Origin of the sequence: Brachybacterium sp. AG952 (assembly GCF_004362645.1) — a bacterium.
GTDB classification, from domain to species: Bacteria; Actinomycetota; Actinomycetes; order Actinomycetales; family Dermabacteraceae; genus Brachybacterium; species Brachybacterium conglomeratum.
Genome location: NZ_SNXV01000001.1, coordinates 211647 through 225157, shown reverse-complemented (window position 1 = coordinate 225157; position 13511 = coordinate 211647). Strand labels below are relative to the sequence as shown.

Genomic DNA, 13511 nt, shown 5'->3' with positions numbered 1-13511 from the left:
CCGGGGGCTTCTCGGCCGGCGCGGTCGACGCGGGGGCGAGGAGGGACTCGCGCTGCTCGAGCTCGGCGGCGACGAGGGCGAGCGGTGCGGTCTCGAGCGTCGGCCCGAGGACGCCCGCGCCCGCGCCTGATCAGGCGCGGGCGGGCGGGGTCGGCGCGTCGGCCGGGCCGAGGAGCGGCCAACGGGGTTGGCCGGCCGTCGGGCCGGGGCTCAGGCCTGGTCGGCCTTGGCCTTCTTCGCCTTCGTGGCGGCGCTGCCGCCGGAGACGATCAGCGCCGCGGCGATCGCGAGCAGCCAGGTGTCCTTCGCGACGGCGGTGCCCTCCTGGGTGGGGCGCACGCCGTCCTCCTCGGTCATGCCGGGGGTGCGCAGGTACATCGAGACCAGCGAGCCGGAGAAGCCGGCGAGCGCGAGGCCCGCGACCTTCGAGGGGACGAAGGGCAGCAGCAGCGAGGTGCCCACGGCGATCTCGCCGTAGCTGAGGAACTTCGCGAACTGCTCGGGGGTGAGCTTGCCGAGCACCGGCACGCCCTGGGCGGCCATGCCGCGCATGTGCTCAGCGGTGCCGGCGTCCATGCCGAGCTTGCCGATGCCGGAGTTGAGGATGAATGCGCCGGGGACGGCGCGGAGGATCGCGGTGCTGAGTGCCATGGGGGCCTCCTCGGAGGAAAGTCGTTGCTGTTTCAATCAGATCGTAGGGCCGACGGGGTCGTCTGTCGACCCGCGGCGCGCCCCCACCGGCCCACGACAGCGCTCCGCGGCGCCTGAGGGAGCACGGTGCGGCGAACATGCTCTCTCAGACGCCGCTACCCTGCGGCCATCTCAGGGTGGGGCCTACCTCAGCGGCGGCGGCCTACCTCCAGGTGTCGGTGAGCGCGAGCGTCCCGTCGGCGCCGACGGTCGCCGTGCGGTTCGCACCGGACTCCCAGACGACCGCGCCCGTGCCGTCGACCTTCACGTACTTGTACTCGAAGCTCGTGCCGGCCGGCAGGTCCACGCCGCCCGTCCAGCTCGGGTAGCCCGAGGGGTCCAGGGCGACGCCGGAGGCGGGCTGCCAGCCGCCCAGCTCCGGCACCGAGCCGACAATCCGCACCTCCTGGCCCCAGACCGTGCTCGCGTGCACGCTCACGGAGACCTTCCCGGCGACAGGCTCGGTGCCCGAGTCGGGATCCGGCGTGGTGCCGCCGGAGGTCTTCTCCACGTGCAGGGCGAGCGCCCCGTAGGCGGGGAGGGACGCCGAGAAGGTGCCGTCGGCCGCGACGGTGATCGTCTCGGAGCAGTCGCTCGCGGCGACCACGTCGCAGTACGTGCCCGCAGGCAGCGAGCTGCTGTAGGTGCGGGTGGTCGCGGAGCCGGTGTTGTTGATGGCCACGAATCCCTTGTCGCCGCGGCCGAACGCGATTTGGTTGCCGCCGTCGTCCCACCAGTTCGTCAGCGCGGTGCCGGCGACGGTGTTGTGGAAGCCGACCATGCCCTGGATCTCGGTCCAGCGCTGGGTGCAGGTCCACGCGTCGGAGTCGCAGTTCGCGTCGGGCACGGAGGTCGCGGTGGCGCCGGGGGCGCCCGCATCCTTGTCGGTGAAGGTGTAGCCGGAGTACACCGAGGGGGACCCGTAGGGGTAGGCGAGCATGAACGTGTTGGCCAGGACGTACTTCGCACCCCAGGTCTCGTTCATGGTCTCGCCGTTGCGCTCGGTGTCGTGGTTGTCGACGAACACCCCGGCCTGGGCGGAGGGGAGCTTGCCGTTCGAGATGTGCTGCAGGTTCGCGATCGAGCCGTCGAAGTCGGACTTCAGCTGGCGGGCGTAGTCGAACTCGTGCACGTCACCGGTGCCCGTGTACTCGGACTCCTGGATCGGCTCGCCGGCCGCGCCGATGACCTCCTGCACCCAGTAGGCGTTCGGGTCGCTGAGCTTCGCCTTGATCGCCGCCAGGTCGCTCGCGGGGATGTGCTTCGCGGCGTCGATGCGGAAGCCGGCGACGCCGAGCGAGAGCAGGTCGTTCATATATCCGGCAAGGGTGTTCTGCACGTAATCGGAGCCGGTGCGGAGGTCCTGCAGGGACACCAGGCGGCAGTTCTGCACCTGGAACCGATCCTGGTAGTTGCTGATGTTCGTGCGGCAGTCGTTGAAGTCGGCGGCACCGTAGATGCCGGGGAAGTAGTCGATGCCGTAGGGGGTTCCGGCGGTGCCGGTGCCGGAGCCGCCGTCGGCCCCGGTGGTGTGGTTGATGACGGCGTCGGCGATGACCTCGACGCCGGCGGCGTTGCAGGTCTCGACCATGGCGGCGAACTCGGCGCGGGTGCCGAGCTTGCCCTCGATCTTGTAGCTCACGGGCTGGTAGGAGGTCCACCAGGCCGTGCCCTGGATCGTCTCCTGCGGCGGGGAGACCTGGACGTAGCCGAAGCCCGCGGGGCCGATGGTGCTCGTGCACTCCGCGGCCACGGAGTCCCAGGTCCACTGGAAGAGGTTGAGGATGGCGTCGCCACGACCGTTCTCCGAGGTGGCACCGCCGCTGGGCACGGGGGGCGAGCCCTGTGCGGGTGGGGAGGTGGCCGGGGAGCTGGCGACGGCGAGGAGGAGCGCAAGGGCGAGGGCTGCGGCGAGGCGGATCAGCGGGCGCGGGGCCGCTGTGCCGATGGGGGCGTGCTGCATGGGTTCTCTCCTGGGGATGGGCCGACCACTGGGGCCGACCCCCGGCGTCATAGCCGGATCGGGGATGCAAGAACTTGCGAAGGAACGCGTACGCTTGCAAAGGAGAGTAGCGAGCTCGGCTCGTGCCGTCGAGGGGTTCCGTCAAACCTGCCCGATTTCCGATTGTTCATGCAGGTCAGAAGCTTGGGCAAGAATCCGGCGACGGCGGACATCTGACGCCACCGCGATGCAAGATCTTGCACTCCGGGTTCCGGAGGACCTCCGCGTCGGGTCGACCGCAGAGCATCCCCCTCCACCTCCCCTCACCTCACCTCACCTCACCTCACCTCACCTCACCTCACCTCACCTCACGCTCTCCCGCGCCCTCGCCATGTCAACGTTGTGCCCGCTGTGCTTCCAGGAACGGAAGCACAGCGGGCACAACCGGCGGGTGCGGGGCGGGGGCCCGGCCGGCGCGGGGCGGGGGCCCGGCCGGGGCGGGGGTCAGTCGGCCTGCTTCTCGAGGGCGCGCTCGAGCTTCACGGCGCGCTTCTCGGCCTGCTTGGCGGCCCTCTTCGCCTCGCGGGAGCCGCTGCCGGTGCCGATGATCAGGGCGAGGGCGATCGCCGCCATCCAGGAATCCTTGGCCAGCGGGGTCCCGGACTGCGAGGGACGCACGCCATCGGCCTCGGTCATCTCCGGGGTGCGGAAGTACATCGAGAGCATCGAGCCGGAGAACCCGGCGAGCGCGAGGCCCGCGACCTTGGTGGGCACGAAGGGCAGCAGCAGGGAGGAGCCCACGGCGATCTCGCCGAACGCGACGAGCCGCCCGAACTGCTTCGGGGAGAGCGTCTCGACCGCGGGGATGCCGTTGACGGCCATCGCCTGGAGATGCGCGGCGGTCTGCTCGTCCATGCCGAGCTTGCCGATGCCGGAGTTGAGGATGAACGCGCCGGGGACGGCGCGCAGGATGGCGGAGCTGAGGTTCATCAGGGGATCCTCCCGAAGTGACAGTGGTCGGGACCAGGGTAGGCCGCTCCCGTGGCCGCGGGTGCGCTCACGGCGAGACGGCGAGGATCTCCCCGTGCAGCAGCACGAACCAGGCGTCGGGGTGTGCCGCCCAGTCGCGGAAGGCGCGGGCCACGTCCTCACGCACGGCGGCGTCGGCGAGCCCCTCGTGCTCGAGCTGCCCCGCGAGCGGGTCGGAGGTGATGCGGCCGGACCAGGTCGCGCCCCAGGCCGCGCGGGACTCCTCGGTGGCGTGCAACCAGGTCGACGCCCCGGGGGTGACGTCGGTGAAGCCCGCCTCGTGGGCCCAGGCGAGCAGGCGCCGGCCGGCGTCGGGCGTGCCGCCGTTGGCTCGGGCGGCGGCGAGGTAGAGCGTGAGCCAGCGGTCCAGCCGCGCATCCTCGGGGAACCAGCGGAAGCCCTCGTAGTCGCTGTCCCGCACGGCGACGAGGCCGCCCGGACGGGTCACGCGGCGCGCCTCGCGCAGCGCGTCGACAGGCCGCGGGAGGTGCTGGAGCACCTGGTGGGCGTGGACCACGTCGAAGGCGTCGTCGGGGAGGTCCAACGCCTGGGCGTCGCCGACCACGACCGTCACCTCGTCCAGCCCCTGTGCCGCGAGCTCCGCGCGGGTCAGCGCCGCAGACTCCTCGGCGACCTCGAGCGCGGTGACGTTCCCCGGGCCGACGATCCGGGCGAGGTCCGCGGTGATGGTGCCCGCGCCGCTGCCCACGTCCAGCAGCCGCTGCCCGGGTCGCAGGTGGGGCAGGAGGTGCGCGGCCGAGTTCTCGGCGGTGCGGGCGCGGTGGCTGCCGAGCACCGCCGCGCCGTAGCCGTGGGTGTAGGGGCCGGGCTGTCGGGCGCTCTCGGGGGGTCCGTCGCTCATGGCCCGACGCTACGCCCGGCGCCGCGGCCGGTCCCGCTGCGGTCGCGGAGCGGACGGGGCCGGTGCGCAGGACCGGGGGAGCTTGCAGCCCCGACGGCGCGAAGCGGAGAGGACGGGTCGCCTGCGGTTCAGCCCGGGGGTGCGCCCCCGGCGGCCAGATGCTGCAGGAGGTCGACGACCTCCTGGCTGCGGTTCCGTTCGGCGACCTTCATGGTCAGGCCCCTGCCCTCGCGCACATGGACGCGGAGCCGGCCGGAGAGCAGGCGCTCCTCGAGCTCGGCCCCGGTGATCGCCGCGGCCGGGGCCTCCTCGAGCACGGTCCAGCCGCGCAGACGGTCCATGACGTGCAGGACCCGCCTGTCGGTGACGATCAGCAGCGGGAAGGTGTCCGAGCGCTGGGCCCCGACGGCGACCTCGAACACGGTCTCCTCGGGGTCGAGCACCTGCTGGGGAAGGTTCAGGTCCGACGCCCGGAAGCGCAGGCCCTGGTTCCGCGCCATCGCTCGGCGGTACGTGGACTCCGCGCGACCGGCCCCGGCCCGCCCCGCGAGCAGCTGCGCCATCACCGTGTCGGCGTCCTCGCCGTGCTGCTCACGGATCTGCTCCTGGAGGGCGGCCGCCTCGCGCAGCCTGTCTCGTCTCGTCCCCATGCCCACGAGCCTACGGTCAGCCGCCGGGTCCGCGCTGCGGCCCGGGCCTCGTGCCGGGCCGTCGGCGGTGCCGACGCCGTGACCGGCTGCGCTCGATGGGGAGTACTCCCCATGGCCGCCGTCCTGGATCGCCCCTACCCTGACGTCAGTGCCCGGCCCGCTCGTCGTGCCGGCGGCACCGGATCCAGAGGGACCGATCATTCTCCGGGGGAACAGCATGAGCGGCTTCTACGGCGCCGACACCGATCAGCTGCGCGACCACTCCGCGCTGCTCGTCCAGCGGGCGACGGCGATCGGTGAGCTGCGCGACCTGCTGCAGCCGGTCGTCATGGACGAGAGCGCATGGCGCGGCCCGGACGCCGACGCCTTCCGCGAGCGCTGGTCCTCGAGCACGTCCCCGCTGTTCGACCAGGTCGGGGAGCTGATCTCCCGCCGCGGCACGGACCTCGAGCAGCATGCCGAGGAGCAGGACGAGGCCTCCGGCGCGGGGTCCGACGGGGGCGGCGGCTCCGGCGGCGGGAAGGACGGCGGCTCCTGGTGGGACTCGCTGCTGGGCGGGCTCAACGACGGCCTCGGCGTCTTCAACACGCTCCAGACCGCGTTCACCCGGGCCAAGAAGGTCTGGGACCTCGCCCGGATCATCGACCGCTCGACGGACTTCATCGGCGGGGCCGAGGACATCTTCCAGCTCGCCGCCGGGACCTGGAAGTACGGCAAGGACATCACCGAGTCGGCGTTCAGCGCGGGCACCGAGTACAGCGGCCTGGTCAAGAAGATGATCGGCGAGCTGCCGTTCAACGTCCCGACAGGGCTGGGGAACAAGAACTTCTTCGGCTGGGTGGACGACGCCGCCGGGAAGCTCTCGAAGGTCGCCCCCTTCCTCGACGACGTCGCCCCCTTCGTGGGCAAGGCGCTGCCGGGCATCGACGTGGTCACCGGCGGCTGGCAGATGATCGACGGCATCAAGAACGGGGACACCTTCAGCGCGGTCACGGGCGGGGCGAGCGCGCTCGGCGGCGGGCTGATGCTCGCCGGCGGCGCGATGTCCGCGACGGGCGTCGGGGCGATCGTCGGAGGACCCCTCGTGGCCGCCGGGGCGGTCATCTCCGGCGGGGCGGCGCTCGCGGACGTGGGCAAGATGGTCTACGACAACTGGCCCGCGATCTCCTCGACCGCCTCCGACGCCTGGAACGCCACCACGGACTTCGTCGGCGACACCGCCGGGGCGGTCTCGGAGGGCGTCGGGAACGTCGTGGACTCCGTCGGCGACGGCATCTCCGGTGCGGTCGACGGCCTCGCGGACGCCCTGCCCTGGTGACGCCGCCGCGCCCGCCGCGCCCATGAGACGCTGACCCCGACCCGTGACCGATCCGGGCCCCGCCGCGACGGCGGGCCCTCGCCTCCCAGGGAGCCGACCCCGCATGAGCGACACCCCGCAGGCCTCGCAGCAGTCCTCCTCGACCGAGCCCATGATCACCCAGCGCGACATGCTCGGGGCGATGGAGGTGCTCGCCGGTGCCGGGACGGAGCCGGAGGTGCTGATCACCCTCACCGACGAGGAGCTGAGGGGCCTGGACGGCGCCTCGGCGCTCGCGCTGCTGGGCAGCCCGTATCTCGACCAGGACCAGGTGGACGCCGACTCCGCCTCCGCCTCGGCCCTCCGCTCGCTCACCGCGCGGGGCTTGGTGCGGCCCGGCGGCGAGAGCGTCGAGGAGGAGGGGGAGCTCGTCTCCGGCTCCGGGGACCCCTCCGCCCGCCCCGTCCAGCTCGATCGTCGGCTCGCCGGGGTCGTGACCCTGCGCCGCATCCCGGAGGGGATGATCACCACGACACGGGCGCTGAACGGCGGCTCGACAACGCTCGCGCACTACCTGTTCCCCCGCCGCGGGGTGCTCGAGGAGTACGTCACCGTCGACGGGTTCCACCACTTCAGCGTCCCGGAGGTCGACGAGGTCGCCGAGCGGATCCGGAAGTTCACCGACCCGTTCGGCGTCGCCGGCGAGGACGGCGAGCCGACGACCACCACCCGCGCCGAGGCCGTCACCGGCCCGGAGGCGGCGGACGCCCGTGCGCTGTCGGTCATCACCTCCGTCGCCGAGGGCGAGGGGCGGCAGGCCACCGTCGTCGCGACCTCCGACCGGGTGCGGGTGATCGACGACGGCGCGGTGGGACCGCAGCGGTCCCCGCAGGACCAGGTGCAGGTCTCCGACGTCTCCCCCGAGAGCCTGCGCTCCGCGATCGACCTGCTCGTGCCGCGGTCGCCGGAGGAGGAGCCGTCGGGCGACGAGGGGACGGGCGGCCCCGGCGCCTGAGGTCCGGACGGCGCGCGGGCCGTCGGCCGACTCAGGCGACGAGCGTGCGGCGCCGCTCCCGCGCGTAGCGGCCGAGCACCAGCGCGAGGCCGACGACGACGCCGATCGCCGTCTCCAGCACGCGTGCCTCGAGCATCGGGCCGGCGGGCTGGGGATGGCCCAGCTGCACCATCAGCAGCGCGAGCGGGGTGATGAACAGCAGCGCGATCGAGTAGTTGCGCAGGATGAACATCTCGGCGAGGAACTGCAGCAGCACCACCCACACCACCAGCTGCCAGGGCTCGACCGGGAAGGACAGCAGGAACGCGGTCACGACCACCCCGAGGATCGTGCCGACGAGGCGATGGACGCCCTTCTCGATCCGTGCCCCGTGGCCCGGCGAGGCCAACGGCGCGACGGCCGCCACCTGGGCCCAGTACGGGAAGGGCAGTCCGGAGGCGAGGCCGATCGCGCCCGCGACCAGCGCGGCGACGAAGTAGCGGGTGAACTCGGCGCCGAGCTCGGCGCGGGTGACGTCCTCGTGGTCGCGGCCGAGCACCACGTCCGGATGGCGCTCCCCCGCCCAGTGCCCCAGCAGTCCCAGCAGCACGCACAGGGCGACGACGGAGGCCGCGATCAGCCCTGCCGTCCAGAACGGGGCGACCGACGGTGCGGAGGCGACCGCCGCGGTCGCGAAGACGGGGAAGATCGCCCCGCCCGGCTTCAGCCCGCGCGAGGTCACGAGGATCGCCGAGCCCCCGGCGACCAGCGCGCCGACGACGATCACGATCCAGGAGGAGAGCGCCTCGGGCATCTTCGGCGCCAGCTGGGCGACGGCCGCGCCGATCGTCACGCAGACGGTGAGCATGGCGCCGGCCAGCAGCTGGCGGCGGAAGCGCGCCCGGGTCGGCTCGTAGCGGGAGTAGATGCCGGTGAACGCCCCGAAGCCGACGTACATCGCGAACTCGATCCGGTCGGTGAGCAGCAGCACCGCCATCGGGATCGCGAGGCCCACCGCGATGCGGAACGCGGGGATGTGGTCGACGCGGGCGGGGGCGATCGTGAGCAGTCCGCGCACTCGCGCGAGGGGGGACGCGGTCCGGGGCACGCGACTCCTTCCAGGAGAGGGGCGCGACCGCGGTCGGGACGCACGGGGAGGAGGCACGACCGGGGTCGTCGTCGAACAGGGGCCCGCCAGGGCGGGCGGCGACGGAGCGCGCGGGCCGGGGCAGGGGAGGTCGCGGTCAGGCTAGCGCCGCCCGGCGTCGGCCGCCATGAGGTCGCGAACATCCCGCGGAGCTGTGACGTGGGAGACTCTGCCCATGTCCACCTCCCCCGCCGCGCCCGAGGGCGCCCGCACCGCGCCGCTCGTCGAGACCACGGGCATCGAGATCATCACCGAGTCGGAGCGCACCGCCCGGCCGCGCGACCTGTTCTGGCCCTGGTTCGCCGCGAACGTGTCCGTGTTCGGGATGAGCTACGGCTCCTACCTGCTCGGCTTCGGGATCAGCTTCTGGCAGGCGACGATCGTCGCGGTCATCGGCATCGTCCTCAGCTTCGCACTGTGCGGGCTGGTCGCGATCGCGGGCAAGCGCGGCTCCGCGCCGACGATGGTGCTCTCGCGCGCCGCCTTCGGCGTGCACGGCCAGAAGGTGCCGGGCATCATCTCGTGGCTGACCTCGATCGGCTGGGAGACCTCGCTGGCGATCTCCGCGGTGCTCGCCACGGCCACGGTCTTCGAGATCCTCGGGATCGGGGCGGGCAGCGCCGTCACCGTCATCGCGGCGCTCGCGATCGCGGCCCTGATCGTCGGCGCCTCCGTGCTCGGCTATCACACGATCATGAAGCTGCAGTCGATCCTGACCTGGGCGACCGGCGCGATGACGATCGTCTTCATGATCCTCACGATCCCCCACATCGACCTCGCCGCGGTGATGTCGGCCCCGTCGGGCCCGCCGCAGGCGATGATCGGGGCGCTGGTGATGGTGATGACCGGCTTCGGCCTGGGCTGGATCAACATCTCCGCGGACTGGTCCCGCTACCAGAAGCGCTCGGCGTCCGACGGGTCCATCATCCTGTGGAACACGATCGGCGGCGCGGCCGCCCCGGTGGTGCTGGTGATCTTCGGGCTGCTGCTGGCCGGCTCCGACCCCGCGCTGAACACGGCGATCGAGTCCGACCCGATCGGCGCGCTGATCACGATCCTGCCGCTGTGGGCGCTGGTGCCCTTCTGGATCGTCGCGGTGCTGACCCTGGTCTCCGGCGCGGTGCTCGGCATCTACTCCTCGGGCCTGACCCTGATCAGCCTCGGCATCAGGATCCCCCGCCCGGCCGCCGCCGCGGTCGACGGCGTGATCCTCACGGCCGGCACGATCTGGGTGGCGTTCTTCGCGCAGAACTTCATCGGTCCCTTCCAGAGCTTCCTGATCACCCTCGGCGTCCCGATCGCGGCCTGGGCCGGGATCCTCATCGCCGACGTGCTCTCCCGCCGCGCCGACTACGACGAGCAGGCGCTGTTCGATCCGAAGGGCCGCTACGGCTCGATCGACTGGATCTCCGTGGGCACCATGGTCGTCGCCTCCGTGATCGGCTGGGGCCTGGTGGTGAACTCCTTTGCGGAGGACGCCCCGTGGAACAACTGGCAGGGCTACCTGCTCGAGCCGCTGGGCCTGGGCACCTTCGTGGAGGATCCGGCCGGCGCCTACTGGGACGGGAACTGGGCCTACGCGAACGTCGGCGTGCTGTTCGCCCTGGTGTTCGGCTTCGCCGTCACCTGGTTCGCGCGCCGCAGCCGGATCCGCGCGCAGGAGCGGACGGCATGAGCGCACCCCACCTGCTGATCGTCGACCCGCAGCGGATCTTCGCCGATCCCGGCTCGGGCTGGGCCTCCCCGTTCTGGGACGAGGCCTGGGAGCGGATCCGCGAGCTCGCCGCGCACGTCGGTCCCGAGCGCACGCTGGTCAGCCGCTGGCTGCCGACGGCGGACCGCACCACCTCCTGGGGCGAGTACTTCCGGGCCTGGCCCTTCGCGGACGTCCCCGCGACCGATCCGCTCTACGACCTGGTCGACGGCGCGGCGGAGCTCACCGCCCATCCCACGATCGACGAGCCGACCTTCGGCAAGTGGGGGCCGCAGCTGCGCGCGAGCCTCGGCGAGGCCGCGACGGCGGCGCCGCTTCTGATCGCCGGGGTCTCGACCGACTGCTGCGTGATCGCGACCGTGCTCGCCGCCGCCGACGCGGGCGCCCGTCTGACGGTGGTGACCGACGCCTGCGCCGCCTCGGACGAGGCGAACGGGGCGGCGGCCCTGCACACGATGAGCCTGTTCGGACCGCAGGTCACGCTCGCGAGCACCGCCGAGGTCCTCGCGGTCTCCGGGGAGCCGGGCTGATCGCCGGCCCCGCGACCGACTCGCCACGCAGCGGCACCGCCCTCACGCCGTGACCCGCCCGGCGGCGTGGCACCCCGAGGCGCACGCGCCGAGACCGGGACAGGGAAACCGCTGGCCATGGCGAGCCCCGCCTCCGTAGTCTGCGCTCATGCACCGCCGCGCCCCCGCCCTTCCCCGCACCGCCCTGCTCACCGGCGTCGGCCGACGTCGCGGGATCGGCGCCGCGATCGCGCGCGGCCTCGCCGAGGATGGCTGCGACCTCGCGCTCTCCTTCCACGGCGAGTACGACCGGCGCGTGCTCGGCGAGGACGCCGACGTCGAGCTGCTGGCCGAGGAGCTGCGCGGCCTGGGCCGGCGGGTCGTGCTGCTGCCCGGCGACCTCGCCGATCCCGCCGTCCCGGAGCGTCTCGTCCACGACGCCCGTGAGGCGCTCGGCCCGCTCGGCGCACTGGTGATGAGCCACTGCGAGTCGGTGGACTCCTCGATCCTGGACACGACGGTGGAGAGCTTCGACCGGCACTACGCGGTCAACGTGCGGGCGAGCTGGCTGCTGCTCCGCGCCTTCGCCGAGCAGGTCCCCGTCGGCCTCGACTCCCCTGGTGGCGCGGTGATCGCCCTGACCAGCGACCACACCGCCCACAACCTGCCCTACGGGGCGACGAAGGGGGCGCTGGACCGCCTGGTGCTGGCCGGCACCCACGAGCTCGCCGACCGCGGGATCCGCACCAACGTGATCAATCCCGGCCCGATCGACACCGGCTGGATGGACGACGAGATCCGCGCCGCCGGCGCGGCGCAGACGCCCGGCGGGGAGCTCGGCGCGCCGGGCACCGTCGCGGACCTGGTGCGCTTCCTGCTGTCCCCGCAGGGCGGGTGGATCCGCGGTCAGCTGCTGCTGTCCAACGGGGGCTTCGCGACGCCCGCGGTCTGACCGCCGCCGGCGAGGGGATCGGCGGGCGCCGACAGCAGAAGGGTGCGGCCGCGGCGTCGCAGCGCTCGAGGGTCGCAGCACTCGAGGGGCGCAGCGCTCGAGGGTCGCAGCACTCGAGGGGCGCAGCGCTCGAGGGTCGCTGCGCTCATCGAGCCGCGGCGCCGCCCCCGCCCTGCTCGCTCCGCCCCCGCACCGCCCCGCAGCGCCCCGCAGCGCCAGCAGGGCACCGTCGCGTCCTGCGCCCCCGCCCCCTCCGGCACGGCCCCGCACTCCGGGCACAGCTGCCCGAGCCAGCAGGCGTCGTCCCCCGCCGGCACCTCGGTCACCGGCACGATCCGGCCCGCGGCGCGTCCCTCGTCCCTCATGCCTCCCCCTCGAGCACGCCGACCGTGCGCCACGCCTCCGCGACGGCCGCGCGCTCGGCCGAGTCCGCGCCGTGGCGGGCCTCGGCGGCGGCGAGCGTCGCGGCGGCGAAGGTCGCGAAGTCCGCGTCCCGGGGCAGGCCGCCGCGGGTGAGTGCGTCGTACCAGAGCAGACCCGCCCCGTCCTCGGTGCGCCCGCCGATCCCGGTCGCGGCCAGGTAGAACGCCCGGTTGGGGATGCCGGAGTTGATGTGCACCCCGCCGTTGTCGTTCTCGGCGTCGTGCGGGAGGTCGGCGTAGTGCGCCATCGAGTCCGGCTGCGGGTCCTTCCCGAGCACCGGGTCGTCGTAGGCGGTGCCGGGCGCCTTCATCGAACGCAGCGCCACCCCCTGCACGGCGTCGGTGAACAGGCCCGCGCCGATCAGCCAGTCCGCCTCCTCGGCTCTCTGGCCCCGCTGGTGCTGTGCGGTCATCGCGCCGAAGCAGTCCGCGATCGACTCGTGCAGCGCCCCGGGCTGGGCGAGGTAGATCAGGCCCGCCGTGTGCTGGACGACGCCGTGGGTGAGCTCGTGGCCGATCACGTCCACCGCGCCGGTGAACGAGGTGAAGTAGACCCCGTCGCCGTCGCCGAAGACCATCTGCTCGCCGTCCCAGTAGGCGTTGGCGAAGTCCTGGCCGTAGTGGACGCTCGCCACCAGCTCCATCCCCGCGCCGTCGAGCGAGTCGCGGCCGAACGCCCGCGCGTACAGCTCCCAGGTCGCGCCGAGCCCGTCATAGGCCTCGTCGGCCGCCGGATCGCCTGTCGGGTCCGCGCCCTCGGCGCGCACGAGCTGGCCGGGCAGCGCGGTGCCGCCCGCGGCGTCGTGGATGCTGCGGCGCGGGCCGAGCCCCGCCTCCGGCACGGCCGACGTCGCCGCTCCGGGAGCGGTCGACGGCGTCGTCCCCGCCGCGGCCGCGCGTCCGTCCGGCACCGCCGGGCGGGCGGCGGGGTCCGGGCGAGGGAGCCGCTGCGCGATGTGCGGCGGCAGCAGGCCCGCCGAGGTGCTCGGAGCGTCCGGCGAGGACTGCGGCCGGGTGCCCGTCGGGGCGTCCGTCCGTCCGGTCCGAGCGGCCCGCACCTCCCTGGTCGCGGTCGTGCGGGCGCCGAGGGCGAGGGTCCGTCGCGCCGCGTCCGCGCTCTGCCCCGTCGGCCCGTCGGCGATCCTGCGCAGCAGGTGCGGGGGGACGATCCCGTGCACGGGCCGCGGGACCGGGACGCATACCGCCGACCGCGGCAGGGGGCGCCCCGCCCCCTGCCGAGGCAGGGGCGGGAGAGGGTCCTGCGGGGCCGGGCTCATGCCCCCATCCTCGCCCCGCTCCCCGA

At 73.5% G+C, this 13511-nt stretch carries 12 protein-coding genes; 5 read left to right on the top strand and 7 right to left on the bottom strand.

The features are described from left to right. Positions 1-210: 210 nt before the first annotated feature. From DEU31_RS01060 to DEU31_RS01040, 5 genes are all read right to left on the bottom strand, one after another. Entirely contained in the window at positions 211-651 is a 441-nt protein-coding gene (locus tag DEU31_RS01060) for a hypothetical protein (protein WP_010552165.1), read from the bottom strand. Between the two features lie 202 nt (positions 652-853). Next, positions 854-2653, bottom strand: coding sequence for a carbohydrate-binding module family 20 domain-containing protein (locus DEU31_RS01055; RefSeq protein ID WP_133675140.1), 1800 nt, complete (start codon positions 2651-2653; stop codon positions 854-856). A gap of 483 nt (positions 2654-3136) precedes the next feature. Then, positions 3137-3622 (bottom strand): DoxX family membrane protein, encoded by a 486-nt coding sequence (locus tag DEU31_RS01050; RefSeq protein WP_133675138.1) that lies wholly within the window; start codon positions 3620-3622, stop codon positions 3137-3139. Positions 3623-3689: 67 nt separating this feature from the next. After that, positions 3690-4523 (bottom strand): methyltransferase domain-containing protein, encoded by an 834-nt coding sequence (locus DEU31_RS01045; RefSeq protein WP_010552162.1) that lies wholly within the window; start codon positions 4521-4523, stop codon positions 3690-3692. A gap of 128 nt (positions 4524-4651) precedes the next feature. Beyond that, entirely contained in the window at positions 4652-5173 is a 522-nt protein-coding gene (locus DEU31_RS01040) for a PH domain-containing protein (RefSeq protein WP_010552161.1), read from the bottom strand. A 217-nt stretch (positions 5174-5390) separates the two neighbouring features. Here DEU31_RS01040 and DEU31_RS01035 point away from each other — a divergent pair, with 217 nt between their 5' ends. Continuing rightward, the gene (locus tag DEU31_RS01035; RefSeq protein ID WP_010552160.1) at positions 5391-6491 is read left to right on the top strand and encodes a hypothetical protein; all 1101 of its coding nucleotides are present in this window, start codon (positions 5391-5393) and stop codon (positions 6489-6491) included. A 103-nt stretch (positions 6492-6594) separates the two neighbouring features. Further along, a complete protein-coding gene (locus DEU31_RS01030; protein ID WP_010552159.1) occupies positions 6595-7485 on the top strand; it encodes a hypothetical protein in 891 nt (296 codons plus the stop codon). Positions 7486-7516: 31 nt separating this feature from the next. On the opposite strand, the gene DEU31_RS01025 is transcribed toward DEU31_RS01030, so the two are convergent. Further along, positions 7517-8572, bottom strand: coding sequence for an FUSC family protein (locus tag DEU31_RS01025; RefSeq protein WP_010552158.1), 1056 nt, complete (start codon positions 8570-8572; stop codon positions 7517-7519). A 214-nt stretch (positions 8573-8786) separates the two neighbouring features. Between DEU31_RS01025 and DEU31_RS01020 the strand changes: the two genes are divergently transcribed. The 3 genes from DEU31_RS01020 to DEU31_RS01010 all read left to right on the top strand — a co-directional run bounded on the left by DEU31_RS01020 (position 8787) and on the right by DEU31_RS01010 (position 11786). After that, on the top strand, positions 8787-10286 hold the full coding sequence (locus DEU31_RS01020; RefSeq protein ID WP_133675137.1) for a cytosine permease: 1500 nt from the start codon (positions 8787-8789) through the stop codon (positions 10284-10286). After that, positions 10283-10855 (top strand): isochorismatase family protein, encoded by a 573-nt coding sequence (locus DEU31_RS01015; protein ID WP_133675135.1) that lies wholly within the window; start codon positions 10283-10285, stop codon positions 10853-10855. The genes DEU31_RS01020 and DEU31_RS01015 overlap by 4 nt, the downstream gene beginning before the upstream one ends. Positions 10856-11003: 148 nt before the next feature. Continuing rightward, positions 11004-11786: an SDR family oxidoreductase gene (locus tag DEU31_RS01010; RefSeq protein ID WP_010552155.1), complete on the top strand. Its 783-nt coding sequence runs from the start codon at positions 11004-11006 to the stop codon at positions 11784-11786. A gap of 361 nt (positions 11787-12147) precedes the next feature. On the opposite strand, the gene DEU31_RS01005 is transcribed toward DEU31_RS01010, so the two are convergent. Continuing rightward, positions 12148-13386, bottom strand: coding sequence for a M4 family metallopeptidase (locus tag DEU31_RS01005; protein ID WP_133675133.1), 1239 nt, complete (start codon positions 13384-13386; stop codon positions 12148-12150). Positions 13387-13511 lie beyond the last annotated feature (125 nt).

Coding starts and splice junctions, on each gene's coding strand:
- DEU31_RS01010 (WP_010552155.1), top strand. CDS start 11,004: ATGCACCGCCGCGCCCCCGCCCTTCCCCGCACCGCCCTGCTCACCGGC.
- DEU31_RS01045 (WP_010552162.1), bottom strand. CDS start 4,523: ATGAGCGACGGACCCCCCGAGAGCGCCCGACAGCCCGGCCCCTACACC.
- DEU31_RS01060 (WP_010552165.1), bottom strand. CDS start 651: ATGGCACTCAGCACCGCGATCCTCCGCGCCGTCCCCGGCGCATTCATC.
- DEU31_RS01040 (WP_010552161.1), bottom strand. CDS start 5,173: ATGGGGACGAGACGAGACAGGCTGCGCGAGGCGGCCGCCCTCCAGGAG.
- DEU31_RS01015 (WP_133675135.1), top strand. CDS start 10,283: ATGAGCGCACCCCACCTGCTGATCGTCGACCCGCAGCGGATCTTCGCC.
- DEU31_RS01050 (WP_133675138.1), bottom strand. CDS start 3,622: ATGAACCTCAGCTCCGCCATCCTGCGCGCCGTCCCCGGCGCGTTCATC.
- DEU31_RS01030 (WP_010552159.1), top strand. CDS start 6,595: ATGAGCGACACCCCGCAGGCCTCGCAGCAGTCCTCCTCGACCGAGCCC.
- DEU31_RS01035 (WP_010552160.1), top strand. CDS start 5,391: ATGAGCGGCTTCTACGGCGCCGACACCGATCAGCTGCGCGACCACTCC.
- DEU31_RS01020 (WP_133675137.1), top strand. CDS start 8,787: ATGTCCACCTCCCCCGCCGCGCCCGAGGGCGCCCGCACCGCGCCGCTC.
- DEU31_RS01055 (WP_133675140.1), bottom strand. CDS start 2,653: ATGCAGCACGCCCCCATCGGCACAGCGGCCCCGCGCCCGCTGATCCGC.